We start from the raw sequence: 24980 nt of genomic DNA on the forward strand, positions 1-24980 counted from the left end.
CAAATGTTGGAGGGGGCTTGCCCCCTCCACATTTTTTGACCCTACCCTATTCCCGCAGCAAGGCGTCGACTTCTGCGCTGCCAGGCGATGTAGCCGGCCCCCAGCGTGTCACGGCCAGCGCTGCTGCTGCGTTCGCCCGGCGCGCTGCCTGGGCAGGTGCCAGGCTATCGGCCAACCCTGCAATAAACACCCCGGCGTGGGCATCCCCTGCGCCATTGCTGTCCACCGCCGCCACCTTGAACCCCGGCACATGCTCCGCCTGGCCATTGCGGCTCACCCAGCAGCCATTCGGCCCATCCCGCACCACCAGTAAGGCATCGCCGGGCAGATGACGGCTCAGGTCGACCAGCGCCTCTGCAACCGTTTCCGCCCCGGTAAACGCCAGTGCTTCAGGGCCGTTACTGGTCCAGATATCGATACGCGGCAACAGCGCCACCATCAGCGCCGAATCCGGTGCCTTCACCAACGGCCCCGGGTCGAACACCACCTGGATATCGCGAGGCAGGGCCAGTAACCAGTCGAGCAGAGCCTGCGCCTTGCCTTCCAGCAACAGGCTGTAGCCACTCACATACACATAATCGTCCGCCTGTGGAACCACCCGCGCCAGGTCGTCGGCGCTCAACTCGCCTTCAGCACCGATATGGGAAATGAACGTGCGCTCGGTGGTGGCCTCAGTCAGCGATACACACAAACCGGTATCTTTATCCGTGCTGGCGGCTTGGGCGATTTCGACACCTTCCGCCTGCATCGCCGCGCGTGCCAGGTCGCCGAAGCGCCCGTTGCCGTGACGGCCCAGGTAGACCACCGCCAACCCATTGCGCCGCGCAGCCGCCATCACGTTGAAGCCACCGCCGGCTTCGAAACTGGCCGATTGCGCCAGCACGTCGCCGCCGGTTGCGGGCAAGGTATCGAGGGCCATGACCAGGTCGACGATGACCTGGCCGGTGTGCAGCAATCTAGACATTAGGGCTCTCGACTAAAGCCGGGCGACGGTCAGCCGCACCGCCCAGCACCGCATAAATCCCGCCGGCCACCAGGAAGGTGACGATCCAGCCCAGACCGTTGTGGCCCAGCCAGGAGTCGGACAAAGGCCCGGCGAACCAGATGTTCTCGGCGGTGGTGCCGATGGTGGTGAAGCTGAAGCCCAGCACGATCGCCACGGCCCAGGCACCGAAGGCACGCCACTCCACACCGCCGCGATACCAGTAGGCGCTGCTTGGGCTCACGTCCAGCAGGTCCTTGGCGCTGTAGTAGTGACGGTGGATCAGGTCGACCACAAAGATGCCGACCCATGCCGTGATCGGCACCGCCAGCAAAGAGATGAACGTGATGAACGGGCCGTAGAAACTGTCGGCGATCAGCATGAAGTAGATGGAGCCGGCGAAGATCGCCACGATATCGACGATCACCGCATGCACGCGCTTGACCTTCAAACCGAGGGTCAGCGTGGTGAGGCCCGCCGAGTACACCGACAGGTTGTTGGACAGCAGCAACCCACCGAACGCGGTGATCAGGTATGGCACGGCCATCCAGGTCGGCAGCATGTCGCGGATCGCGACGATCGGGTCGGTGGCCGAAGCCAGGTCATTGTTGCCCACCGACAACAGGCCGCCGAGGGTGATCAACAGCACCAGCGGAATGCCCGCACCGAACGCCGCCGACGCCACCAGGCGCACCGCCTTGACGCTGCGGTGCTGGTAGCGCGACATGTCCGCGCCGGCGTTGGCCCAGCCGATACCCGTGCCGGCGGCCATGGTGCCGATGCCGATGATCATCGCGCTCAACGGTGCCGGGGTAGCGTTGAACACCGCGCTCCAGTCGATCGTGGCGCAGAGGAAGCCGCCGACCAGGATGTTCAACGCGCCGAACACGTAGGTGGCCCACTTCTGGATCACCAGCAAGGTGGCGTGGCCCAGCCCGGATACCGATAAGGTCAGCAGCACGAAGATGGCGATGAAGACCAGGGTGAGCACCGGTGCGCTTTTGGCTTCGACCGGCGAGCCGAACAGGATCGAGCACAACGACAGCAGCACAAAGGCCGCCGTGGTGGTGTTGACGGTTTCCCAGCCCAGGCGCGACATCAGCGACACAAGGGTCGGGCCGATATTGCCGCGCACACCGAAGATGGCGCGGGACAGCGTCAGGCTGGGCGCACGGCCGCGACGGCCGGCGATGGAGATGATGCCGACCACCGCAAAGGAGCCGGCGGCGCCGAGGATCGCCACGATGATGGCCTGCCAGATCGCCAGGCCGCGAAACGCGACCAGCGTGGCGCCGAGCGGCAAGCCGAGGATGCTGATATTGGCCGCGAACCACACCCAGAACAGTTGCAGCGGGTGGCCGTTGCACTCGCCTTCCGGGACCGGTTCGATGCCGCGTGTTTCCAATTGCCCGGCGCTTTGACCGGAAGATGTACTGCTCATGAGGGGGTGCTCCAAGTGCCTGTATTGTTGTGGTTGTGGCAGGTATACAAAGCGAATCTTCCGGTCGTCCTGACTCAGCGCATTTTCAACAGCTCTTGAACCAGCGATTGCAGATCCAGGCCATTGACCTGCTTGACCTGTTCGATCATCGCCTCGGGCCAGCACTGCATGCCCAGGCACGCGCCGAGCATGGCGCCGAGAATCGCCGCGATGGTGTCAGTGTCGCCGCCAAGGCTGGCCGCCAGGCACAACGCCTCGAAGGCATTCATTTCGCCCACCGCCACTTGCTGGGCCAGGGCGAACGACACCACCACCGACTCCTGGGACGCGACGGAGGTGCCGATCAATTCGTACAACAGGTCCGCGAACAGGGCCTTGTCACCGCTGCCGACGCTCAAGGTCCGCGCCCAACTGATGCGCGTGGAAATCCGCCCACCAGCGATCCAGTGACCATGGCCTTCGGCCTGCTGGGCAACCTGGGTGCCGATGTTCAACGCTTCGCCCAGGTCCACGCCGTTGATGCCGGCCGAAACCACCGCCGCCACCGCCGCCGCGCTGGAAATACCCAGGGTGGTGTTGTGGGTGACCTGGCAGGCCTGGATCACCGCCTGGATAAACTGCGCCGGGTCGCTGACATCGGCGGCAATCCCCACCGGCGTGATGCGCATCGCGGCGCCGTTGGTGGTGCCGTAGCGGCCGGACTCTTCCGGGGTGTGGCCGGCGAGGATCATGTCGATTGCACGCTTGGTGGAGGGGCCGAGCAAATCCTGCGAGCCCTTGGCACGCATCACCGCTTCCCAGTCGATCAGGCGCTGGGCAAGCACAGTGGGTTCGATCTTGCCTCGGCCTTCCACCAGCAACTCGCCCACCAGGATGGCCTGTTCGGTGTCATCGGTGATGGAGCCGGCGGGCATGTTCGGTGCGATGGGCTGGTCGGCATCGGCGTTTTCCAGGCCGGTGATGGCACCGAAACGCGCACGCACCTGCTCGCGGCTCAAGGACTGGGTCGGCATGCCCAGGGCATCGCCCAAGGCCAGGCCGTAGAACGCGCCGAGGGCGCGATTGAGCGGGGTCATTTCGAGTTTCCAAATTGCAGGTGCAGGCGAAAGTGCAGAGGGTCGAGCAAGCTTTCGACATACTCCATGAAACGTTCGCGACGGTCGTAGGTGGTACGCGAAGCCTTGAGGAACACCGTACCGGCTGGGCGGCCAAGCAACTCGGCGTCTTCATCGCTGAGGGGCTCGGCACCGATCCATTGGTCCCCTTCGGCGCCGACATATCCGTAGGCGGCCAGGGTGATGGTCAGGGAATTATCGATCAGGCCTACTCTTGGCAGGCCCTCCAGGCCTCCGGAAGCGGGCATCAGCGAGCGTTCCAGGGACACGGCAGTGCCATCGGTAGTGCGACGGCGGCGGTCGAGGGCAATGAATTGGTCGCTGCCGAAACGGCTGAGCAGGTCCGGGCGGGTCACCGCTTCCAGGCGCAGGATATCGGTGTTGACCTTCGCACCGGTGTCCGCCAGGGCTTGGGCCCAGCCACTGCGCTGGTCGAGCACCATGCCGTCAAAGGTCACGATGGAGCCGACGCCGCTCTGGGTCGCGATGTAGTTGCGCCGCTTGAGTTCGGCCAAGGCCTCGCGCAGGGTGCCGCGGCTCACCGCGAACTCCTCGGCCAATTGATGCTCGCCAGGCAGCAGGAAACCGTCGGCCATCACCCCACCCTCGATACGGCGGATGAGCTCGTCGACGACGCGTTTTTTCTTATCAAATCGAACATGTCTAATCATGTACAAATTGATAACGCAAAGCGCCCATGTGCAGCAAGCGAATTATTTCAGGGAGATGATAAAACCGGCGTCAGGGCTCCAGGCCAATAGGGAAAAACTCCCCTGCGCTCCAGACGCCCAGCCAGTTCTGACCGTTGATCGGACGGCTCACTGCCAACTCCACCAACTGGTAGAACGCATTGCGGTGCACCAGGGCTTCGAGGTTGCTGCGCACTCGCAGATAGGGTGCAGGCTCCTGGGTCACAGGATCGATCACGACCCGCAGCGGGTGTTCGAGGCCGGCTTCGACCTGGTCATCGACGTTGGTGGTGAAGCGCAGCACCTGGCTTTCGCCCTGCCCTTCGACTTCCAGGGTAATGGCGACAAACGGAGCATCATCGACGGTGATGCCGACTTTTTCCACGGGGGTAATCAGAAAGTAATCATCGCCATCGCGACGGATGATGTTGGAGAACAGCTTGACCATCGGCTTGCGCCCGATCGGCGTGCCTTGATAGAACCAGGTGCCATCACGGGCGATACGCATGTCGATATGGCCGCAGAAGTCCGGGTTCCACAGGTGCACCGGGGCCGGACCCTTGCCCTTGGGCAACTGGGCCAACAGGTCGTTGGCCTTGGCGGAATCGGTCATGGGGTTCTCCTGGGTCTTATGGATTGCTCATCCCCAACAGGCCGCGGGCGTACTGCGCCAGGGGGCGGGCAATCAGGTCTTCTGGCTTGTTGTCGTGAAACGTCAGTAAACCGCCACGACTGCGTATACGTGCAGTATCAATCAAATACTGGGTGCTGGTCTCGATCAACATGATCTGGATGACGCCGCTGTCCAGGCCGACGCGGTCGAGGGCTTCCTGGTCGGCCCATTCATCCGCGTTGCCGATGCGGTCATCCGCCTTGGCGAAACGGCAGTACAGCAGGTAGTGAGCGCCCGCCGCGCGGGCTTCGGCCATGGCCTGCTCCAGGCCTTCAGGCTGACGGGCGCGGCGCACCATGGGGAAGTACTCGACAAAGCCATTGAAGGCTTCTTCGGCCACCACGTTCGGCCGCGGGTAGGCACTGCCCGGCGGCACAAAGGCGCCCTGGGCGATAAAGACAAAGGAGTCCGGCTGTATGCGTACCGAGGCGGTACGGCGGGTATCGCTGTGGTCCAGCAAACCGGCGTCGCTCATCTGATAGCGGGTACCTTCGGCCATATCGCTGACGGTCATGCAGCCACTCAGCGTCAACGACGCCAGCAACAAAACCACACTACGCATCCTAATCCTCCAGAAGCCGGTGACGGAAAACCGGCGAATGGGCGTGTGATGCAGGTTTTGCGCCATTTGGCAGCAACCTATGACAAATGTGGGAGGAGCTTGCCCCTTCCCACAGTTGGTTGCGTGCTGGCTTTGCGGGTTGGTTAGCCGCCGATGATTTTCATGATGGTGGCGCCGCCAGAAAAAGCCACCTCCTGCTTGTCACCCAACGCCTTCATCAACAGCCCCTGCAAGGCCGGGAGTGCTTGATGGCGCGGCTTGTCCAGCAGGTCGCCGACGTAGTGACGGTTACTCGACGACAGGCAGCCATGCAACCAACCCGTGGACGACAAGCGCAACCGTGAGCAGGTGCGGCAGAACGGTACGCTTTCGTTGGCGATCACACCAAAGAAGCCTTTACCGGGGATTTCGTAGCGTACGGCAGTGGCATCCACAGGCGCATTGGCTTGCAGGTATTCATGCTGCTCACCGATCAAACCCAGCAGTTGTTGCAGGCTGACAAACTGCTGCAGGAACGCGTTGGAGTCCTTGGCCAGGTGGCCCATGCGCATCAACTCGATAAAGCGCAGCTCGTAGCCACGCTCCAGGCAATAGTCGAGCAGCGGCATGACTTGGTCGAGGTTCTGGCCGCGTAACGGCACCATATTGACCTTGATCTTGATGCCTGCAGCGCGGGCCTGGTCCATACCGTCGAGCACAGTGGCCAGGTCGCCACCACGGGCAATGCTGCGGAAGGCATCTGCGTCGAGGGTATCGAGGGACACGTTGATGCGCTTGATCCCGGCCTCCACCAGCAACGGCAGCTTGCGCGCGAGCAATTGGCCATTGGTCGTCAGGCTGATATCGCTGAGCCCCATCCCCCCCACGGCGCCCATGAACGCTTCCAGCTTGGGGCTGACCAGCGGCTCGCCGCCGGTGATGCGCAGGCGGTCGATGCCCGCCGCTTCGATCAGGTATTCCACACCACGGGCCATGGCCTCGGCGGAGAGTTCGTCCTGGGCAGCCACCAGCCGCTTGCCGTTAGGCACGCAGTAGGTACACGCGTAATTGCAGGCTGAGGTCAGGCTGATCCGCAAATTGCGAAAACGCCTGCCTTGACGATCAACGATCATGGATCACTCCGGCAGAGGATGATTCGGGCGCGCTAAAAGCTGACTGATAAATCAGCTTTTAGCAAGAGTCCATGCCTGAGTATATTCCTGGGGTACTACGCGTGGCAGCAAATCATTACGTGGCAGGCGTTTCTGCCGGTGGCTGCTCACTGCTGTGCTTGCGCTTGTTGCCCATGCGCACGCCGATATCCATCAAAAACTGGAAGAAACCTTCCTGGTCTTCCAGCACGTTGCTCCAGAACGGCGAGTGGTACAGCGCCACGGCACCGTGGACCAAAGCCCAGGCGGCGCAGTAGTGGAAATACGGCGGCACATCTTCGAGCTTGCCTTCGCTGATGCGCCCCTTGATCAGCAGAGTCAGGCGTTCGAAGTTCGAGGCGCGGATCTTGTGCAGTTCCTCGACCATCTCCGGCACCTGGTGGCCCTTGACCACCTTCTCTTCCAGCCGGTCGAACAGGCGATAGCGCTGCGGGTCACGCATGCGGAACTCGAAGTAGGCACGGGACAGGGCTTCCTTGTCCTTGTCGACATCGGCCGAATGCAGCAGCTCGTTCAAGTCGCGCTCATAGTCGAGCATCAGGCGCAGGTAGATCTCGGCCTTGGACTTGAAGTGCTTGTAGATCGTGCCTTTGCCGATACCCACGGCATCCGCGATCATCTCGACGGTAACGCTGTCTTCACCTTGTTCAAGGAACAGCTTGAGTGCGGTGTCGAGAATTTCCTGCTCACGGCGGCGAAACTCACGGACCTTACGGGGTTCTTTGTGCATGAGGAAGAGGTCTGCAAAGGTCGGATTAGGGAGGGTTGCGCAGGGCCACGGATACGTGGCGATACGATTTACCCGGTGCGAGGGATTATCCCGACTGAACGGTCGTTGGGCAATGTCTATGTGAACCCGGAATGCACTTTACTTTCAGCACACCAACGTTTTCATTGATATCAGTCAGAAATAATACGCAACAACTGCACACGTGCACCGACCTGATGAGAACTCAAGCGAAGCGCGCGTATTCCAAATCTGTTTAAAAAACGATCAGCCGCGACTGGACTGAATCGGATACTGATCAATACTTGAACTGTCGGCGTGACATCTCCCCCAAGTGAAGCGCCGACCTGGGTACCAACGGACCGCGTACCCTTGTTTTACTCCTAATGGTCTTAACCCGGATTCACCCCCCCAGAACCCGGGTTTTTTTTGCCTGCGATTTGACCCTCGCATCAAGAAGCGACGTGGGCCAGTGGGAAAAGGCGCTTGAAGTTTTCAGTGGTCTGCTCGGCAAAACGCTCGTAAGACTCACCGCGCAGCATCGCCAGGTAATCCGCCACGTCGCGCACATACTCCGGCAGGTTCGGCTTGCCGCGATGGGGGATGGGAGCCAGGTACGGGGAATCGGTTTCCACCAGCAGGCGGTCGGCGGGCACCTGGCGTGCGACATCACGCAGGGCGTCGGCGTTGCGGAAGGTGACGATGCCCGACAGCGAAATATAGAACCCCAGGTCCAGCGCCGCCTTGGCCATGTCCCAGTCTTCGGTAAAGCAATGCAACACGCCAGCCTGGGGCAATGCCGCTTCGCGCAGCAGGGTCAGGGTGTCGGCACGGGCGCCACGGGTGTGGACGATCACCGGTTTGTCGGTCTGCCGGGCGGCTTGCAGGTGCAGGCGGAACGAAGCCTGCTGCAACTCGGCGGCTTCGGGTTCGTAGTGGTAATCCAGGCCGGTTTCGCCAATGGCCACCACGCGCGGGTGATTGAGTTCACCCAGCAGCCAGTCGAGTGCCGGGGCTTCACCGGGCTTGAGGTCCAGCGGGTGGATGCCCACCGAGCAATCCACATCGGCATAACGCTCGGCCAGGGATTTGACGTCCGCTGCATTCTCCGCGCTGACGCCGATGCACAGGAAGTGCCCTACCCCACGCTGGCGTGCGGCGTCGAGGGCAGCGTCAAGGGAACCGCCGTGCTGGGCCAGGTCGAGGCGGTCAAGGTGGCAGTGGGAATCTACAATCATAGGAGTCTACAACTTCAGTCACGAAAAGTGTCTGGCCGACGATACACCCGCCGGCCACGGAAATTAACGGCGTCCGAGCAAACCGACCCATTGCACCAGCAACGCTTCAAGCAGCAGCACGCGGTTGAGATTGGCCTTGCCGAGCACCTTCTGGCGCTGGGCGAGGATCCAGTCCTGGATCGCCAGCACCTTGTCCTGGGCACTTTTCTGCGCCAGGTACTGCACCACCTTGCGCATATCCGGCAGGCCCAGACCGTTTTCATCCTGGGTCAGCTGGTAGCGCAGGATCAGGCTTGACCAGTCGCAGAACCAGTCGAACAGCAACAGCAGGGGGATGTCCTTCCAGGCGCTTTCTGCCAGCTGGGTGGCGGACACTTCCTGCTTGATCAGTTTCTTGACCCCCTCCACCACCAGCGCACGTTGTTCACGCACGCCCTGGACCTGCAGCTTCACCGCCGCCAACGGCGAACCGGCGGCCAGGGTCAGCAACTCGACCCGTTCGTCCTGGGAGCACTCCGACAACGCCTGCGCCAGCCACGCAAGACTCATGGCCTCGCTTGGCAGCGGGCACGCCTGCTGCACGCAGCGGCTGCGGATGGTTGGCAGCAAACGGCTGGACTGGTGACTCACCAGCAACAACACCGTATCGCCGGACGGCTCCTCCAGGCTTTTGAGCAAGGCGTTGGCAGCATTGATGTTCATCGCCTCCACCGGCTCGATCAGCACCACCTTGCGTCCGCCCATCTGTGCGGTCTGTACCACGAAGCTGACCAGGTCGCGCACCTGGTCGACCTTGATTGCCTTGTCGGCTTCCTCGGGTTCCAGCAGGTAGTTATCCGGGTGGCTGCCGGCCTTGAGCAGCAGGCAGGACTTGCACTCGCCGCAGGCCTCAAGATTGATCGGGCGCTGGCACAGCAGGCTTGCCATCAGGCGCTCGGCCAACGCTCGCTTGCCGATCCCCACCGGCCCATGCAACAGGTAGGCGTGGGCGTGCTGGGCACGGCCGGCCAGTTGTTGCCACAGGCTGTCCTGCCACGGGTAGGCTTCAGCCACGGGCGCGCTCCAGCAGTTCGGGTAGCAGCGCGTCGATGGCCTGCTGCACCTGCGCCAGCGGCTGGGCTGCATCCAGCAGGGAGTACCGCGCGGGCTCCGCCTTGGCAAGTGTGAGGAATGCACTGCGTACCGCGTTGAAGAACCCATCGCCTTCCAGCTCGAAGCGGTCCAGGCGGCCACGGGCGCTGGCACGGGCCATGCCGACTTCCACCGGCAGATCGAACAGCAAGGTCAGGTCAGGGCGCAAGTCGCCTTGGACAAAGGTTTCCAGGGTGGCGATGCGCTCCACGGACAAGCCCCGACCGCCGCCCTGGTAGGCGTAGGTAGAATCGGTGAAACGGTCACAAATCACCACGGCACCACGGGCCAGGGCCGGACGGATCACCTCGGCCAGGTGCTGGGCACGGGCGGCGAACACCAGCAGCAGCTCGGTGTCCGGGTTCATCTGCTCGTCACCCGGCGCCAGCAGCACTTCGCGGATACGCTCGGCCAGCGGCGTGCCACCGGGCTCACGGGTCAACACCACCTCGATGCCTTCGCTGCGCAAGCGCTCGGCCAGGTAATCGCGGTTGGTGCTTTTGCCGGCGCCTTCGGGGCCTTCCAGGGTAATAAACAAGCCAGTCACAGGCAGTCCTTAGTCAGAATTATTGCGGGCTTTGCGGCGCGGTAGCGTCCGGAGCAGGGTCGGCCGGCTTTTCTACCGGCGCCTCGGCGGGCACATCCGCCGGTGGCGTTGCGTCTTCGGCAGGCTTCACCACCGGCGCCGGGCTGGAGCGGTAATCGGCGCGTCGCTTGAGTTGGAACTCACGCACGGCGGCATTATGCGCATCCAGGTTATCCGAGAAAATGTGGCTGCCATCGCCACGGGCAACGAAATACAGGCTGCTGCCCGGCACCGGGTTCAGCGCGGCATGGATCGCCTCGCGGCCGACCATGGCAATGGGCGTCGGCGGCAGGCCGGCGACCATGTAGGTGTTGTAGGGATTGGCTTCCTTGAGGTGCGCGCGGGTCAACTTGCCGTTGTAGCGTTCACCCAGGCCGTAGATCACCGTCGGGTCGGTCTGCAGCAGCATGCCGACCTTCAGGCGCCGCACAAATACCCCGGCAATCTGCCCACGCTCCTCAGGCACACCCGTCTCTTTCTCCACCAGGGAGGCCATGATCAGCGCTTGGTAAGGGTCTGTGTAAGGCGCGTCGGCAGCGCGCTTGCTCCATTCCTGGGCGAGTACGTCGTCCAGGCGGTTGTAGGCTTTCTTCAGGAATTCGACGTCGGTCATGCCACGCACGAAACGGTAGGTATCGGGGAAGAACCGCCCTTCTGGAAACACGCCAGGGTGACCGAGCTTGTCCATGACGTCGCTGTCGCTCAGGCCCGACAGCGTCTGCACGATCTTTTCATGCTTGGCCAGGGCCGAGCGTACCTGGCGGAAGTTCCAACCTTCGACCAGCGTCAGGCTGTATTGCACCACTTCGCCACGCTGCCACAAGCCGATCAAGCCTTGCGCCGTCATGCCGGGCGTCATGCGGTATTCGCCGCTGTGCAATGGCTGGCCGTCCAGGTTGAAGCGCCAGTACAGGCGCAACCAGAAGGCACCATCCAGTACGCCGTCAGCTTCCAGGCGATTGAAGGTGCCGGTGGGGGTCGCCCCTGCCGGTACGTCGAGCAATTGCTCCTGGGTCAGCTTCAAGGGCTGCTTCAGGGCAGCGTCGTATTTCCAGGCGCCATAACCCAACAGCAAAGCCGCCGAGAACAGACCGATCAGCAGCAGTACAACCAGTTTTCGTATCAACTCAAATTTCCAATAGCGCGCGAACAATGCCCTGCAGTTTACGGGTGAGCGGGCCAACCGACCAGCTCATCGCAGCGCACTCGCGCACCGGCCAAATGCCATAAACGCTGTTACACACGAAGACTTCGTCGGCTTGCTGCAACTGCTCGACACTGATGTCGGCCACGGCCACCGGGACGCCCAGGGTCTGTGCCTGGGCCAGAATCTCGGCACGCATCACCCCGGCCACGCCGCAACGCGTCAGATCAGCGGTTAGTAACAAGCCATTGCGCACCAGGAACAGGTTGCTGAATACGCCTTCGATCACGCGACCGGACACATCCAGCATCAAGCCTTCAGCGTGCTTGGTGTCCTGCCACTCGGCGCGGGCGATCACCTGTTCCAGACGGTTGAGGTGCTTGAGACCAGCCAGCAACGGCTGTTCGGCCAAGCGGGTGGCACAGGGAAACAGGCGGATGCCATCGGTTCCATGAGCGCTGGGATAAGTAGCAGGCGGGCTGCCCTGCAAGATACGGCGCACCGGTGCGCCAGGGTTGATGCCATAACCGCGCAGGCTGTCGCCACGGGTCAGGATCAATTTGAGGACACCCTCGCCAAGGGCGGTGGCGTAGGCCAGCACTTCGCTGCGGATCACCATCGGATCCGCAACCAAGGCGAGGCGCCTGCAACCCTCGTCGAGGCGTTGCAGGTGACGGTCGAGCAGCACCGGCTGCCCGGCCTTGACGGCGATGGTCTCGAACAGCCCATCGCCATACGCCAGGCCACGATCTTTCAGGGGCACGCTGTCCGCTGGCTGACCGTCGACCCAGCTGTGCATCACTCGGCGAACCGGCGGAACACCAGGGAACCGTTGGTGCCGCCAAACCCGAACGAGTTGGAGATCGCCACGTCGATCGGCATCGGCTGCGCTTCGTGAGGCACGAAGTTCAGGTCGCAGCCTTCGTCAGGCTCATCCAGGTTGATGGTCGGCGGCGCGACCTGATCCTTGATGGCCATCACACTGAAGATCGCCTCGACCGCGCCCGCCGCACCCAAGAGGTGACCGGTCATGGACTTGGTGGAGCTGACCGCCAGCTTATAGGCGTGCTCACCGAACACCGACTTGATGGCCTCGGCTTCCGCCAGGTCGCCCGTCGGAGTCGAAGTCCCGTGGGCGTTGATGTACTGCACCTGGTCCGCATTCACCTTGGCATCGCGCAGGGCGTTGGTGATGCAACGCGCGGCGCCGGCACCGTCGGACGGTGGCGAGGTCATGTGGTAGGCGTCACCGCTCATGCCAAAGCCAATCAGCTCGGCGTAGATGGTGGCACCACGCGCCTTGGCGTGTTCCAACTCTTCCAGCACCAGGGCGCCGGCACCGTCGGACAGCACGAAACCGTCACGGCCTTTGTCCCATGGACGGCTGGCGCGGGTCGGCTCGTCGTTGCGCGTCGACAGCGCACGGGACGCGCCGAAGCCGCCCATGCCGAGGCCGCAGGCCGCCATTTCGGCGCCACCGGCGATCATCACGTCGGCTTCGTCATAGGCGATATTGCGCGCCGCCATGCCAATGCAGTGCGTGCCGGTGGTGCACGCCGTGGCGATGGCGTAGTTAGGTCCCTGTGCGCCCAGGTGGATGGACAGGAAACCGGAAATCATATTGATGATCGAGCCCGGGACGAAGAACGGCGAAATTCGACGGGGGCCGGAATCGTGCAACGTGCGGCTGGTTTCTTCGATATTGGTCAAACCGCCAATACCCGACCCCATGGCCACGCCGATGCGGTCACGGTTGGCGTCGGTGACTTCCAGGCCGGCATTACGCACCGCCTGAAAACCGGCTGCCAGGCCGTATTGAATGAACAGGTCGAGTTTGCGGGATTCCTTGATCGAGAGATATTCCTCGACATTGAAACCCTTTACCGAGCCGCCAAAACGGGTGGAATAGGCAGAAAGGTCCGTGTGTTCGATCAGACCAATACCACTGCGGCCAGCCAGAATGCCCTGCCAACTGCTTGGCACATCCGTGCCCAGTGGCGACAACATACCCATACCGGTGACTACGACGCGTCTACGCGACACAGCACTCTCCTTTTTCTAATGACGACACTTTTGCTTCAGCGCGTACTTTTCATCAGGGCTAAAGAAAAAACCGCACGCCGTTACAGCAGTGCGGTTTTTCCCTGACAGCAAGCGACGACTACAAACTATTACGCCTGGTGGCTAGTAACGTAGTCGATAGCAGCTTGAACAGTAGTGATTTTTTCAGCTTCTTCGTCCGGGATTTCGGTCTCGAATTCCTCTTCCAGAGCCATCACCAGCTCAACGGTGTCAAGGGAATCGGCACCCAGGTCTTCTACGAAGGAAGCAGTGTTGACCACTTCTTCTTCTTTAACGCCCAGTTGCTCGGCGACGATTTTCTTGACGCGCTCTTCGATGGTGCTCATACCTTGTTTAACTCCTAATGGACAAATTCAGGCAGCTGGCCAGTGGGTAAGTGTATAGAAAGCCTTTTCAGCTTTTCAACTGAAAGCTTCACCCTGTACCCGGTCGGCCACCTGCCTATAAATTAAGTTGCAGCTTTATAACGGATTTTAGACAGCTCGTATGACATATTTTTGAAGCGATCCGTCACAATTTAACTCATGTACATCCCGCCGTTCACCGGGATTGTAGCCCCAGTCACGTATGCCGCACCGTCGGATGCCAGGAAAGTGACCACATTCGCGATCTCTTGAGCCTGGCCCAGACGGCCCAGCGGAATCTGCGTCAGCAACGCTTCACGCTGTGCTTCCGGCAATTCGCGGGTCATATCGGTGTCGATGAACCCTGGAGCCACCGAGTTGACCGTAATCGACCGCGAGCCGACTTCACGTGCCAATGCACGGCTGAAACCTTCCAGACCGGCCTTGGCGGCTGCGTAGTTTACTTGGCCTGCGTTGCCCATGGCACCCACTACGGAGCCAATATTGATAATTCGGCCCCAACGCGCCTTGGTCATACCGCGCAAAACGCCCTTGGACAGGCGAAACAGACTGTTCAAGTTGGTGTCGACCACGTCGTACCACTCGTCGTCTTTCATGCGCATCATCAGGTTGTCGCGGGTGATGCCGGCGTTATTCACCAGAATCGCCGGCGCGCCGAACTGTGCGGTGATCTCGGCCAAAACGGCAGCCACGGACTCATCGCTGGTCACGTTAAGTTCCAGGCCGGTGCCTTGCACGCCGTTTTCCTTCAGGGTCGCGGCGATACGCTCGGCGCCCGAGGCGGAAGTAGCGGTGCCGATCACAACGGCGCCCTGACGGCCCAGCTCCAGGGCGATCGCCTGGCCAATGCCACGGCTTGCGCCGGTGACCAGTGCAACTTTACCTTGCAGACTCATGCAGGCTTCTCCTAAGTTCAGGGATTCAGGCCAGTGCCGCGCGAGCGGCAGCAAAGGCGTCAGGGGTATTGAGGTTGGCAGTCGACACGCCGTCGGCGCAGCGCTTGTTCAGGCCGGCCAGGACTTTGCCCGGACCACACTCAACCAGTTCAGTCGCACCATTGGCGGCCAGGGTCTGGACCGATTCAACCCAGCGTACCGGCTTGTAGAGCTGCTCCAGCAGATCGCGCTTGAGGGTTTCGAGGTCGGCAGCCACGGCGGCGCTGACGTTCTGCACCAACGGGATCTGCGGCGCTTGCCAGTTGATGGCGGCGATGGACTCGGCAAAACGCTCGGCCGCCGGGCGCATCAGCTCGCAGTGCGACGGCACGCTCACCGGCAACGGCAACGCACGCTTGGCGCCACGGGCCTTGCAGCCTTCGATGGCACGCTCAACGGCAGCCTTGGCACCGGCGATCACCACCTGGCCCGGGGAATTGAAATTCACTGCACTGACGACTTCGCCCTGGGCCGCTTCGGCGCAGGCTTCGATCACCACGGCGTCGTCCAGGCCCAGGATCGCGGCCATGCCGCCCTGCCCGGCCGGAACGGCTTCTTGCATCAGTTGGCCACGACGCTCGACCAGCTTGACCGCCTCACCCAGGGTCAGGCTGCCCGCGGCAACCAGGGCGCTGTATTCGCCCAGGCTGTGGCCGGCGACGAATGCAGGGCGTGCGCCGCCTTCTGCCAGCCACAGGCGCCACAGGGCGATCGAGGCGGTCAGGATGGCCGGCTGGGTTTTATCGGTTTGATTGAGTTGCTCTTCCGGCCCCTGCTGGGTCAGTGCCCACAGGTCGTAACCCAGGGCGTCGGAAGCTTCCTTGAAGGTGTCCAGGATCAGCGGGTATTGCGCGCCCAGCTCGGCCAACATGCCGAGGGACTGCGAACCCTGCCCTGGAAAGACGAATGCGAGGGATGTAGACATGTAACAAGCCCCTAATGATCTGGTCGTCAAAAATGCGCACTCCTACGGTGGGAGCGCACGAAACTGACAGATTGGATGGTCAATTGAACTGGCCGGTCACATTTAAGCACTCCCGGGCCGATTCGCCTAAGGCAACAGGTCCTCAAGACGGCCGTGCAAGCGTTGCGGCAGGTTTTCCTGGATCTCGATCACTGCCCGAGCGATCGCACTTTGAAAACCCTCGACACCGGCCGAGCCGTGGCTTTTCACCACAATGCCCTGCAACCCCAGAAAACTCGCGCCATTATGCCGCGCCGGAGCCAGGTCAGCCTGCAGGCGGCGCATCAACGGCAGCGCCAGGGCGCCGACAACGCGCGATGCCAGGTTCTGCTTGAACAGCGCCTCGATACGCGTGGCGATCATGGTCGCCAGGCCTTCGCTGGATTTGAGCAGGATATTGCCGACAAACCCGTCACACACCACCACGTCCGCTTCGCCACGGTACAAGCCGTCACCTTCGACAAACCCGACGTAATTCAAACCCCGCGCGCCCTGCAGCAACGTGGCGGCCAGCTTGACCTGCTGGTTGCCCTTGATGTCTTCGGTGCCGATATTCAGCAAGGCAACGCGCGGGCGGGCCACGCCAAGCGCCTCGGCGGCCACCGAGCCCATCACGGCGAACTGGAGCAGATGCTCGGCACTGCAATCGACGTTTGCGCCCAGGTCCAGCAACTGGCAATAGCCTTTTTGCGTCGGAATCGCCGCCACCATAGCCGGTCGATCAATGCCGGGCAGGGTCTTGAGCACAAACCGCGACAACGCCATCAGCGCCCCGGTATTGCCGGCGCTGACACAGGCTTGCACCTTGCCATCACGCAGCAGTTCCAGGGCCACCCGCATCGAAGAGTCAGGCTTGCCACGCAGGGCTGCCGCTGGCTTTTCATCCATGGTGATGGATTCGCTGGCTGGCGTAATCGTCAGGCGCGCGCGATCCACCGCCGGATGGCTGGCAATCAGTTCTTCAAGTAAGGAGGGTTGGCCGACGAGGGCCAGGTGCAGCGAGGGTGTTGCAGACAGGCTGGCAATGCAGGCCTGAACAATGCTGCGGGGACCGAAGTCCCCGCCCATTGCGTCTATCGCGATGACTAGAGCAGACAAGTGATTACTCGTCAGCGCCCTTGTCGATCACTTTACGGCCACGGTATACGCCTTCTGGCGATACGTGGTGACGCAGGTGAACTTCACCGGTGGTCTTTTCCACGGACAGGGTGCTAGCCTCGAGAGCGTCGTGCGAACGGCGCATGTCACGGGCGGAGCGGGATTTTTTGTTCTGCTGAACAGCCATAATTGATTAACTCCTAAACGTTTGGGTCACGCTTTAACTGCGCCAATACACTGAACGGGTTGGACCGCGTTACCTCGTCCTCGCTCGGTTCGGGCTCGTCATCGAGGCCCGCCGGCTGCTGGCATTCTTCCGGATGATGAGCAGGCACAATGGGCAAGGCGAGCAGAAGCTCCTCCTCGATCAGTGCATGCAGATCCAAAGGATCTTCGCCCAGTTCCAGCACGTCATAACCTTTCGGCAACGACTGGGTATTCGCACCCTCCTTCACCACAGCATAACTGCACTCGCTGTGGATCGGCAGGGTGACCAGCTCAAGACAACGCTGGCAAACCATTTTGACTTCGGTGTCGATAAAACTGTGGATTACCACAGATTTACGTTCATCTCGTTCAAAAACAAATTTGGCCTGCACCGTACCGACAGTGTCGGAAAGCGGGTCGCAGAGTCTCTCCAAATCGGCCAGCAGCAACTCACCTTGAAGGGAAGTGCCACGATCAGCCAATTTGCGCGGGTCAACGTGAGGTGGAATCGGGTCATTCAACATAGGCGCAGCATTATAGGGATGCACCCAGCCATGTCAAAGGAAATTCAGCCCTGTGCGTCAGCCGGTCGCCCCGCTAGAATCCGCTGCCGACCTGAGGAGACGCCCATGCTGCCTTTATTACTCGCATCCAGCTCGGTGTATCGCCGGGAATTGCTGAGCCGCCTGCACCTGCCGTTTATCTGCAGCTCACCGGATATCGATGAAAGTCACCACGAAAATGAATCCGCCGAGGAACTGGTCAAGCGCCTGGCCGAACAGAAAGCCCGCGCCCTTGCCGCCAGCCATCCGGGGTATTTGATTATCGGCTCCGACCAGGTGGCCGCACTCGATGGCCGGATCATCGGCAAGCCGCACACCTTCAAGAATGCCCGCGAGCAACTGTTGGCCGCCACCGGCAAGCGCGTCAGCTTCTTCACTGGGCTGGCACTACTCAACAGCAAGACGGGGCACTGCCAGGTCGACTGCGTGCCTTTTACCGTGCATATGCGCGAACTCGATGCAGAGCGCATCGAGCGCTATTTGCGAGTCGAGCAGCCGTATAACTGTGCGGGAAGCTTCAAGGCCGAGGGGTTGGGCGTGAGCCTGTTCCAAAGTACCGAAGGGTCGGACGCCACCAGCCTCATCGGCCTTCCCCTCATTCGCCTGGTGGATATGCTGCTGGCCGAAGGCGTGCAAATCCCCTGAGAACACCACAAGCAAATGTGGGAGGGGGCTTGCCCCCGATAGCAGAGGATCAGCCAACTAACCCGCAGCTGACCCACCGCAATCGGGGGCGAGCCCCCTCCCACATTTTGATCTATATGTAGCCTGGGGCTCAGCGCAGGCTTGGGCCTTGAAAGCCCATGTAAAAGGCCAGCTTCTCCGCCACACTGGCACCGAGCCGCTTGGAGAAACGATCAAACGGCGATTCCTCAACCGTAAAATCCACCAACTCCTTCTCGCCAATCACATCCCGCGCCACCGAACTGGCACTGCCCAGGCCGTCGATCAAGCCCAGCGGCAACGCCTGCTCGCCGGACCACACCAGGCCGGAGAACAGCTCCGGATGGTCTTTGTCCTTCAGACGATCACCACGCCCCTGTTTCACGCTAGCGATGAATTGGCGATGGGTGGTATCGAGCACACCCTGCCAGAACTGGGTCTCATCGGCCTTTTGCGGCTGGAAGGGATCGAGGAAAGATTTGTGTTCACCCGAAGTGTACGTGCGACGCTCCACCCCGAGCTTCTCCATGGTGCCGACGAAACCATAACCGGCCGCCGTCACGCCAATGGAACCCACCAGACTGGCCTTGTCGGCGTAGATCTGGTCAGCGGCACTGGCAATGTAATAGGCACCCGAGGCGCCCAGGTCGGAAATCACCGCATACAGCTTGGTATCCGGGTGCAGACCACGCAGACGACGGATCTCGTCATACACATAACCCGATTGCACCGGGCTGCCGCCCGGACTGTTGATGCGCAGGATCACACCTTTGACCTTAGGGTCTTCGAACGCGGCGCGCAGACTGCTGACAATGTTGTCGGCACTGGCGGACTCCTTGTCGGCAATCACTCCGCGCACTTCGATCAGGGCAGTGTAATTGGCACCCCGGGTTGCGCTTTTTTCCATGTCCACCAGTGGACTGAACAGCGCCAGCATGCCGATGAGCCAGACAAAGGTCAGCAGCTTGAAGAAAATCCCCCAACGCCGCGCGCGACGCTGCTCCTGAACGCTGGCCAGAAGGGTTTTCTCCAGCAGCTTCCAGCTTTTGTCATCACTGCTTTCAGCCTTTTCGGGCGCTTTCCACTCATCACTCATGCCATCAACCCCAGCAAAGACTTATTGGGCCCGGCTGAGCCAGGCCTGCAATTCGGAAAAATGATCAATCGTCAGACGCGGCTCATATTGCTGCAACGCCTCGGCAGCCTGGGCGCCATAGCTGACCGCCACACTGTCCATGCCCGCATTGCGCGCCATCATCAGGTCGAAGGAGGCATCGCCCACCATCAAGGCCTGGCGTGGCGACACGCCGCAATGGGCTAGGATCTGCTCCAGCATCAGAGGATGAGGCTTGCTGGCAGTTTCATCGGCGGCGCGGGTGATATCGAAATAATCTTCCCAGCCGTGGGCCTTGAGCACCCGATCCAGGCCACGTCGTGCCTTGCCAGTGGCGACTGCCAGGTGATAGCCCTGGACACGGAATGCCTCCAGGGACTGCACCACACCGTCGAACAGCGGCGAAGGGGTGGCCTCCAATGCAATGTAGTGATCGGCGTAGTGCTCGCGAAACGCGACCAGTTCGGCGTCGCTGATCTCGGGGTACAAGGTGCGAATCGCCTCAGGCAAGCCGAGGCCGATAATGCCCTTGACCGCCAGATCACTGCACAGCGTATACCCCGAGCGGGTCGACGCAGCGTGCATCGACTCGACAATCCGGCCAATGGAGTCGGCCAGGGTGCCATCCCAATCGAATATCAGCAGTTTGTAGTCAAGGCGCGACACTCAAGCGCTCCACGGTCTTGGCCCACATCTCATCGACCGGTGCCTGCAGCTTCAACTCGCCACCATCTGGCAGCGGCACGGTGAGCATGTAGGCGTGCAGGAACAGGCGCTTGCCGCCCAGATCGCGGATTTCCCTGGAGAAATCTTCGTCGCCGTACTTGGTATCGCCCGCGATGCAGTGACCCGCGTGCAGGGTGTGCACACGAATCTGATGGGTGCGCCCGGTGACCGGCTTGGCCTCGACCATCGTGGCGAAGTCGCCGAAACGGCGCAGCACCTTGAACAGGGTCAGGGCTTCTTTGCCCTCCTCATCCACTTCGACCATGCGCTCGCCGGAGCGCAGGTTGCTCTTCTGCAACGGCGCACGGACGCTCTTGATGGAACTGGCCCAGTTACCGCGCACCAGCGCCATGTAGCGCTTGTCCACGCCATCGCCGCGCAAGGCGGTGTGCAGGTGGCGCAACATGCTGCGTTTCTTGGCGATCATCAGCAGGCCGGACGTGTCGCGGTCCAGGCGGTGGACCAGTTCCAGCTCCTTGGCATCCGGGCGCAACTGACGAAAGGCTTCGATCACACCGAAATTCAGGCCGCTGCCACCATGCACCGCAATGCCGCAGGGCTTGTTGATCACAATCAGCTTGCTGTCTTCGAAGACAATCGAGGCTTCCAGGCGCTGCAACAAGCCCTGGGCCAACGGTACAGGCTCGTCACGCTCAGGCACGCGCACCGGTGGCACGCGCACGATATCGCCCGCCTGCAACTTGTACTCGGGCTTGATCCGGCCCTTGTTCACCCGCACTTCACCTTTACGCAAGATGCGGTAAATCAAGGTCTTGGGCACGCCTTTGAGCCTGGCCAGGAGAAAATTGTCGATGCGTTGGCCGGCATATTCCGGCGAGACCTCGAGCAGCTGGACGCTGGGGGTCTGGGGGGCGGTAGTCGTCATGGCGGCGATGATAACAATTTTTTATGGAATTGAAGCACTTAATCATTGCTGCTATAGTCGCGAACGCCGCCAAAAGCGGCCTGGACAGAGGACATGCGGCAAACTGCCGGCCCTGACCATCGCAATTCATCAGGACGCGAGGCCGTCCTACGGGGCTTTCGCCACCCTGGAAGGTTCAAGGTTGTAACAAGCGCAGGTGACATGAGGCCTGAAGCGAGTGCAGAAAGCAGAGTGAATACTCGCGTTCTGCGCCGATATTTACGGCCAGTTCACAAAGTGCAGTCAGTCTTGGACCAGACCACGGCGAATGCTTCGGAAACAACGCCTGTTAAGAGCTGAGTGAGAGCGCAACCGCCCACACCTAGTCTTGTTTAGCCATGAGCGTGGACTCCCCATTGGAGAACACGGTAAATGCCAACCCGCTGCGGATTCTGCGCGCGGCAGCACCCGAATTATCAGGGATACGTGTAGGGTGGAGATGCACAACCGTCGGACCGTGTAGCACTAGGCTTATATTTAGACGCTTCATCTCGTCCACAGTCGCCGGTTGATTCCTCCTCCTGACCTTAGCTTTTGTTGAAGTGGTGCCTTTGTCACCACCGCTAACAAGCAGGACGCGTCCGTCGCGGTACCGGCCCAATTGGCCTGTTATTGCTGGACACTGGAGTGGCCAACCACTCTTGACGCACCTGACACCGACCGTGAGAAGTCGTGTGTGCCGAACGCCGTTTCCGGCAGCCCGGAAACCGACGGTACAACATGAAAAGAATGCTGATTAACGCAACTCAACCCGAAGAGTTGCGTGTTGCACTGGTAGATGGCCAACGCCTCTACGACCTGGACATCGAATCCGGTGCACGCGAGCAAAAGAAGGCCAACATCTATAAAGGCCGTATTACTCGCATCGAACCAAGCCTCGAGGCTGCCTTTGTCGATTTCGGCTCCGAGCGCCACGGCTTCCTGCCCCTCAAAGAAATCTCCCGCGAATACTTCAAGAAAGCCCCCGAAGGCCGCGTGAACATCAAGGACGTCCTGAGCGAAGGCCAGGAAGTCATCGTCCAGGTCGAAAAAGAAGAACGTGGCAACAAGGGCGCCGCCCTGACCACCTTCATCAGCCTGGCTGGCCGTTACCTGGTCCTGATGCCGAACAACCCGCGTGCCGGCGGCATTTCCCGTCGCATCGAAGGCGAAGAGCGCAACGAACTGCGTGAAGCGCTGAACGGCCTGATCGCACCGGCCGACATGGGCCTGATCGTGCGCACTGCCGGCCTGGGCCGCAGCAGCGAAGAAATGCAGTGGGACCTCGACTACCTGCTGCAACTCTGGACCGCCATCAAGGAAGCCTCCCTGGATCGTTCCGCGCCGTTCCTGATCTACCAGGAAAGCAACGTGATCATCCGCGCCATCCGCGATTACCTGCGCCAGGACATCGGCGAAGTGCTGATCGACAGCGTTGAAGCCCAGGACGAAGCCCTGACCTTCATCCGCCAGGTGATGCCGCAGTACGCCAGCAAGATCAAGCTGTACGAAGACAGCGTTCCGCTGTTCAACCGTTTCCAGATCGAAAGCCAGATCGAGACCGCCTTCCAGCGCGTGGTCGAACTGCCTTCCGGTGGCTCCATCGTGATCGACCCGACCGAAGCCCTGGTGTCCATCGACATCAACTCGGCGCGTGCAACCAAAGGCAGCGACATCGAAGAAACCGCCCTGCAGACCAACCTGGAAGCGGCCGAAGAAATCGCCCGCCAGCTGCGCCTGCGTGACATCGGCGGCCTGATCGTGATCGACTTCATCGACATGACCCCAGCCAAGAACCAGCGCGCCGTGGAAGAGAAAGTCCGCGAATGCCTGGAAGCTGACCGTGCCCGCGTACAGGTCGGCCGCATCTCGCGCTTCGGCCTGCTGGAAATGTCCCGTCAGCGCCTGCGTCCGTCCCTGGGCGAGAGCAGCGGCATCGTTTGCCCACGTTGCAACGGCACCGGCATCATCCGTGACGTTGAATCGCTGTCCCTGGCGATCCTGCGCCTGATCGAAGAAGAAGCCCTGAAAGACCGCACCGCCGAAGTCCGCGCGCAAGTGCCGATTCCGGTTGCCGCTTTCCTGCTCAACGAAAAACGCAACTCGATCACCAAGATCGAACTGCGCACCCGTGCCCGTATCGTCATCCTGCCGAACGATCACCTCGAAACCCCGCACTTCGAAGTGCAGCGCCTGCGTGATGACAGCCCGGAAGCCCACAGCGGCCAGTCCAGCTACGAAATCGCCGCTGCCGCCGCCGAAGTGGAAGAAGTCCAGCCAGCCGCCGCGACCCGCACCCTGGTTCGCCAGGAAGCCGCCGTGAAAACCGCTCCGGCCCGTGCCAACGCACCGGTTCCGGTTGAAGCTGCCGCTCCGGTTGCCGCTCCGGCCGTAATGCCTGAGCCAAGCCTGTTCAAAGGCCTGGTGAAGTCGCTGGTAAGCCTGTTCGCCACCAAGGAAGAGCCTGCTGCACCGGTTGTGGTTGAGAAACCAGCGACCGAGCGCCCTGCACGCAACGAAGAGCGTCGCAACGGTCGCCAGCAGAGCCGTAACCGCAACGGCCGTCGTGACGAAGAGCGCAAGCCGCGCGAAGAGCGTGCGCCGCGTGAAGAACGCGCCCCACGTGAAGAGCGTGCGCCTCGCGAAGCCCGTGAAGAAACCCCGACCGTAGAACGGGCACCGCGTGAAGAGCGCGCACCGCGTACTCCACGCGCCCCACGCGAAGACCGCAAGCCACGTGGCGAGCGCGAAGAGCGTGTGCGCGAACTGCGCGAGCCGCTGGACGCTGCGCCAGCCGTTGCCGGTGCAGCTGTTGTTGCCGAAGAACGCCCGGCTCGCCAGCCGCGCGAAGAACGTGCGCCACGTGAAGAACGCCAGCCTCGCGCTCCGCGTGAAGAGCGTCAACCACGTGCCGAACAAGCGGCTGCCGCCAGCGAAGAAGAAGTGCTGACCGGCGAAGAGCAACTGCAGGAAGACAGTCAGGAAGGCGCCGAAGGCGATCGTCCACGCCGCCGCTCCCGTGGCCAGCGTCGTCGCAGCAACCGTCGTGAGCGTCAACGCGATGCCAACGGCAACGTGATCGAAGGCTCGGAAGAGACCGGCGAAAACGCAGAAGCCGCTACCAGCGAGCCGACTGGCGCCGAACTGGCTGCCGGCCTGGCCGTTACCGCTGCCGTTGCCAGCTCGGTGATCAGCGCTCCGGCTGAAGCCCAGGCGCACGAGCAGGCTGAGCGCGCTACCGCGACTGTTGAAGAAGCCGTCGTTGTGGAAGTGCCTGCCGCCGAGGCCCCAGTGGTTGAAGCGCCGGTCGTTGAAGCACCTGCTGCCGAAACCCCAGTCGTAGAAGCACCGGTTGTTGAAGCGACTACCCCAATCGAAGCACCGGTTGTTCCGGAAGTGGAAGTTGCTCCGGTTCAAGAAGCCCTGCCAGAAGTTGAAGCGGTGGCTGAACAAGTACCGGTAGTCGAGCCTCAACCTGTGGCTGAAGCAGTGATTGAAGCACCGGTTGTCGAAGCGGCCCCGGAAGTTCGTGAAGTTCGTGAAGAACAGACCGCCTTCCAATGGACTGCCGAGCCTGCCGCTTCGGTTGAAGAGCCAGCACCTGCCCCGGCGGTAGAAGAAGCGCCGGCACCGGTTGCCGAAGTTGTGGTTGCTGAGCCAGCCCCAGTGGTTGAGCCTGCTCCGGTCGTTGAACCAGCGCCAGTGGTTGAAACGCCGGCGGCTGCCGAAGTGGCTGCCCCCGTGGTTGAAGCTGCACCGGTCAGCGCCCTGACCGAAAACGGCCGTGCGCCGAACGACCCACGTGAAGTGCGTCGTCGTCGCAAGGAAGCTGAAGCCGCTGCCGCTGCTGCCGCCGCGGCACAGGAAGCAGAACACGAGAGCAAACCTCTCGCCTGATTCCCGCAGCCACTAAAAAGCCC

At 61.6% G+C, this 24980-nt stretch carries 25 protein-coding genes; 2 read left to right on the forward strand and 23 right to left on the reverse strand.

The window, feature by feature from the left end; all coding sequences use genetic code 11:
* Positions 1 to 46: 46 nt before the first annotated feature.
* The 20 genes from K5K89_RS22165 to K5K89_RS22260 form a co-directional block, all read right to left on the reverse strand.
* On the reverse strand, positions 47 to 964 hold the full coding sequence (locus K5K89_RS22165) for a PfkB family carbohydrate kinase (protein WP_222540277.1): 918 nt from the start codon (positions 962 to 964) through the stop codon (positions 47 to 49).
* Positions 957 to 2423: a purine-cytosine permease family protein gene (locus K5K89_RS22170; RefSeq protein WP_092242572.1), complete on the reverse strand. Its 1467-nt coding sequence runs from the start codon at positions 2421 to 2423 to the stop codon at positions 957 to 959. Before K5K89_RS22170 ends, K5K89_RS22165 begins: the two co-directional genes overlap by 8 nt.
* 74 nt (positions 2424 to 2497) lie before the next feature.
* Positions 2498 to 3499 carry an ADP-ribosylglycohydrolase family protein gene (locus tag K5K89_RS22175; RefSeq protein ID WP_102592265.1) on the reverse strand — a complete coding sequence of 334 codons (1002 nt, stop codon included), beginning with the start codon at positions 3497 to 3499 and terminating at the stop codon, positions 2498 to 2500.
* Complete coding sequence (locus K5K89_RS22180) at positions 3496 to 4209, reverse strand: GntR family transcriptional regulator (protein WP_092242568.1); 714 nt, start codon at positions 4207 to 4209, stop codon at positions 3496 to 3498. Before K5K89_RS22180 ends, K5K89_RS22175 begins: the two co-directional genes overlap by 4 nt.
* A gap of 70 nt (positions 4210 to 4279) precedes the next feature.
* Positions 4280 to 4840: a DUF1285 domain-containing protein gene (locus tag K5K89_RS22185; protein WP_071490493.1), complete on the reverse strand. Its 561-nt coding sequence runs from the start codon at positions 4838 to 4840 to the stop codon at positions 4280 to 4282.
* Positions 4841 to 4856: 16 nt separating this feature from the next.
* Positions 4857 to 5462, reverse strand: coding sequence for a DUF4823 domain-containing protein (locus K5K89_RS22190; protein ID WP_071490494.1), 606 nt, complete (start codon positions 5460 to 5462; stop codon positions 4857 to 4859).
* 143 nt (positions 5463 to 5605) lie between these two features.
* On the reverse strand, positions 5606 to 6574 hold the full coding sequence (locus K5K89_RS22195; RefSeq protein ID WP_071490495.1) for a GTP 3',8-cyclase MoaA: 969 nt from the start codon (positions 6572 to 6574) through the stop codon (positions 5606 to 5608).
* 115 nt (positions 6575 to 6689) lie between these two features.
* A complete protein-coding gene (locus K5K89_RS22200; protein ID WP_071490496.1) occupies positions 6690 to 7343 on the reverse strand; it encodes a TetR/AcrR family transcriptional regulator in 654 nt (217 codons plus the stop codon).
* A gap of 449 nt (positions 7344 to 7792) precedes the next feature.
* Positions 7793 to 8578, reverse strand: a complete 786-nt coding sequence (locus K5K89_RS22205; protein WP_222540278.1) for a TatD family hydrolase — start codon at positions 8576 to 8578, stop codon at positions 7793 to 7795.
* A gap of 63 nt (positions 8579 to 8641) precedes the next feature.
* Positions 8642 to 9631: a DNA polymerase III subunit delta' gene (locus K5K89_RS22210; protein ID WP_222540279.1), complete on the reverse strand. Its 990-nt coding sequence runs from the start codon at positions 9629 to 9631 to the stop codon at positions 8642 to 8644.
* Entirely contained in the window at positions 9624 to 10256 is a 633-nt protein-coding gene (tmk, locus tag K5K89_RS22215; RefSeq protein ID WP_071490499.1) for a dTMP kinase, read from the reverse strand. Before tmk ends, K5K89_RS22210 begins: the two co-directional genes overlap by 8 nt.
* A gap of 19 nt (positions 10257 to 10275) precedes the next feature.
* Positions 10276 to 11421 carry an endolytic transglycosylase MltG gene (gene mltG / locus K5K89_RS22220; RefSeq protein WP_071490500.1) on the reverse strand — a complete coding sequence of 382 codons (1146 nt, stop codon included), beginning with the start codon at positions 11419 to 11421 and terminating at the stop codon, positions 10276 to 10278.
* Between the two features lies 1 nt (position 11422).
* The gene (gene pabC, locus K5K89_RS22225; RefSeq protein ID WP_222540280.1) at positions 11423 to 12238 is read right to left on the reverse strand and encodes an aminodeoxychorismate lyase; all 816 of its coding nucleotides are present in this window, start codon (positions 12236 to 12238) and stop codon (positions 11423 to 11425) included.
* A complete protein-coding gene (gene fabF, locus K5K89_RS22230) occupies positions 12238 to 13482 on the reverse strand; it encodes a beta-ketoacyl-ACP synthase II (RefSeq protein ID WP_071490502.1) in 1245 nt (414 codons plus the stop codon). Before fabF ends, pabC begins: the two co-directional genes overlap by 1 nt.
* Before the next feature lie 128 nt (positions 13483 to 13610).
* Positions 13611 to 13847 carry an acyl carrier protein gene (gene acpP / locus K5K89_RS22235; RefSeq protein WP_003175607.1) on the reverse strand — a complete coding sequence of 79 codons (237 nt, stop codon included), beginning with the start codon at positions 13845 to 13847 and terminating at the stop codon, positions 13611 to 13613.
* Positions 13848 to 14038: 191 nt separating this feature from the next.
* Positions 14039 to 14782: a 3-oxoacyl-ACP reductase FabG gene (gene fabG / locus K5K89_RS22240; protein ID WP_015885432.1), complete on the reverse strand. Its 744-nt coding sequence runs from the start codon at positions 14780 to 14782 to the stop codon at positions 14039 to 14041.
* 25 nt (positions 14783 to 14807) lie between these two features.
* The gene (gene fabD, locus K5K89_RS22245) at positions 14808 to 15746 is read right to left on the reverse strand and encodes an ACP S-malonyltransferase (protein ID WP_015885433.1); all 939 of its coding nucleotides are present in this window, start codon (positions 15744 to 15746) and stop codon (positions 14808 to 14810) included.
* 126 nt (positions 15747 to 15872) lie between these two features.
* Positions 15873 to 16883 (reverse strand): phosphate acyltransferase PlsX, encoded by a 1011-nt coding sequence (gene plsX / locus K5K89_RS22250; RefSeq protein WP_222540281.1) that lies wholly within the window; start codon positions 16881 to 16883, stop codon positions 15873 to 15875.
* A 4-nt stretch (positions 16884 to 16887) separates the two neighbouring features.
* Positions 16888 to 17070, reverse strand: a complete 183-nt coding sequence (gene rpmF / locus K5K89_RS22255; RefSeq protein WP_003179396.1) for a 50S ribosomal protein L32 — start codon at positions 17068 to 17070, stop codon at positions 16888 to 16890.
* A 13-nt stretch (positions 17071 to 17083) separates the two neighbouring features.
* A complete protein-coding gene (locus K5K89_RS22260) occupies positions 17084 to 17614 on the reverse strand; it encodes a YceD family protein (RefSeq protein ID WP_010566563.1) in 531 nt (176 codons plus the stop codon).
* 105 nt (positions 17615 to 17719) lie between these two features.
* On the opposite strand from K5K89_RS22260, the gene K5K89_RS22265 reads away from it, so the two are divergent.
* Positions 17720 to 18298 (forward strand): Maf family protein, encoded by a 579-nt coding sequence (locus K5K89_RS22265; RefSeq protein ID WP_222540282.1) that lies wholly within the window; start codon positions 17720 to 17722, stop codon positions 18296 to 18298.
* A gap of 130 nt (positions 18299 to 18428) precedes the next feature.
* Here the strand turns inward: K5K89_RS22265 and K5K89_RS22270 are convergent, their stop codons facing one another.
* The 3 genes from K5K89_RS22270 to rluC are packed head-to-tail and all read right to left on the reverse strand — an operon-like array spanning position 18429 to position 21042.
* On the reverse strand, positions 18429 to 19412 hold the full coding sequence (locus K5K89_RS22270) for a S49 family peptidase (RefSeq protein ID WP_092242527.1): 984 nt from the start codon (positions 19410 to 19412) through the stop codon (positions 18429 to 18431).
* A gap of 21 nt (positions 19413 to 19433) precedes the next feature.
* Entirely contained in the window at positions 19434 to 20096 is a 663-nt protein-coding gene (locus tag K5K89_RS22275) for an HAD-IA family hydrolase (RefSeq protein ID WP_222540283.1), read from the reverse strand.
* Complete coding sequence (rluC, locus tag K5K89_RS22280) at positions 20083 to 21042, reverse strand: 23S rRNA pseudouridine(955/2504/2580) synthase RluC (RefSeq protein WP_071490507.1); 960 nt, start codon at positions 21040 to 21042, stop codon at positions 20083 to 20085. Before rluC ends, K5K89_RS22275 begins: the two co-directional genes overlap by 14 nt.
* Before the next feature lie 759 nt (positions 21043 to 21801).
* Between rluC and rne the strand changes: the two genes are divergently transcribed.
* The gene (gene rne / locus K5K89_RS22285) at positions 21802 to 24957 is read left to right on the forward strand and encodes a ribonuclease E (protein WP_222540284.1); all 3156 of its coding nucleotides are present in this window, start codon (positions 21802 to 21804) and stop codon (positions 24955 to 24957) included.
* Positions 24958 to 24980 lie beyond the last annotated feature (23 nt).

This window comes from Pseudomonas sp. DR208 (assembly GCF_019823005.1).
Lineage (GTDB): Bacteria > Pseudomonadota > Gammaproteobacteria > Pseudomonadales > Pseudomonadaceae > Aquipseudomonas > Aquipseudomonas extremorientalis.

Coding starts and splice junctions, on each gene's coding strand:
- K5K89_RS22165 (WP_222540277.1), bottom strand. CDS start 964: ATGTCTAGATTGCTGCACACCGGCCAGGTCATCGTCGACCTGGTCATG.
- K5K89_RS22170 (WP_092242572.1), bottom strand. CDS start 2,423: ATGAGCAGTACATCTTCCGGTCAAAGCGCCGGGCAATTGGAAACACGC.
- K5K89_RS22175 (WP_102592265.1), bottom strand. CDS start 3,499: ATGACCCCGCTCAATCGCGCCCTCGGCGCGTTCTACGGCCTGGCCTTG.
- K5K89_RS22180 (WP_092242568.1), bottom strand. CDS start 4,209: ATGATTAGACATGTTCGATTTGATAAGAAAAAACGCGTCGTCGACGAG.
- K5K89_RS22185 (WP_071490493.1), bottom strand. CDS start 4,840: ATGACCGATTCCGCCAAGGCCAACGACCTGTTGGCCCAGTTGCCCAAG.
- K5K89_RS22190 (WP_071490494.1), bottom strand. CDS start 5,462: ATGCGTAGTGTGGTTTTGTTGCTGGCGTCGTTGACGCTGAGTGGCTGC.
- K5K89_RS22195 (WP_071490495.1), bottom strand. CDS start 6,574: ATGATCGTTGATCGTCAAGGCAGGCGTTTTCGCAATTTGCGGATCAGC.
- K5K89_RS22200 (WP_071490496.1), bottom strand. CDS start 7,343: ATGCACAAAGAACCCCGTAAGGTCCGTGAGTTTCGCCGCCGTGAGCAG.
- K5K89_RS22205 (WP_222540278.1), bottom strand. CDS start 8,578: ATGATTGTAGATTCCCACTGCCACCTTGACCGCCTCGACCTGGCCCAG.
- pabC (WP_222540280.1), bottom strand. CDS start 12,238: ATGCACAGCTGGGTCGACGGTCAGCCAGCGGACAGCGTGCCCCTGAAA.
- acpP (WP_003175607.1), bottom strand. CDS start 13,847: ATGAGCACCATCGAAGAGCGCGTCAAGAAAATCGTCGCCGAGCAACTG.
- fabG (WP_015885432.1), bottom strand. CDS start 14,782: ATGAGTCTGCAAGGTAAAGTTGCACTGGTCACCGGCGCAAGCCGTGGC.
- fabD (WP_015885433.1), bottom strand. CDS start 15,746: ATGTCTACATCCCTCGCATTCGTCTTTCCAGGGCAGGGTTCGCAGTCC.
- rpmF (WP_003179396.1), bottom strand. CDS start 17,070: ATGGCTGTTCAGCAGAACAAAAAATCCCGCTCCGCCCGTGACATGCGC.
- K5K89_RS22260 (WP_010566563.1), bottom strand. CDS start 17,614: ATGTTGAATGACCCGATTCCACCTCACGTTGACCCGCGCAAATTGGCT.
- K5K89_RS22265 (WP_222540282.1), top strand. CDS start 17,720: ATGCTGCCTTTATTACTCGCATCCAGCTCGGTGTATCGCCGGGAATTG.
- K5K89_RS22270 (WP_092242527.1), bottom strand. CDS start 19,412: ATGAGTGATGAGTGGAAAGCGCCCGAAAAGGCTGAAAGCAGTGATGAC.
- rluC (WP_071490507.1), bottom strand. CDS start 21,042: ATGACGACTACCGCCCCCCAGACCCCCAGCGTCCAGCTGCTCGAGGTC.
- rne (WP_222540284.1), top strand. CDS start 21,802: ATGAAAAGAATGCTGATTAACGCAACTCAACCCGAAGAGTTGCGTGTT.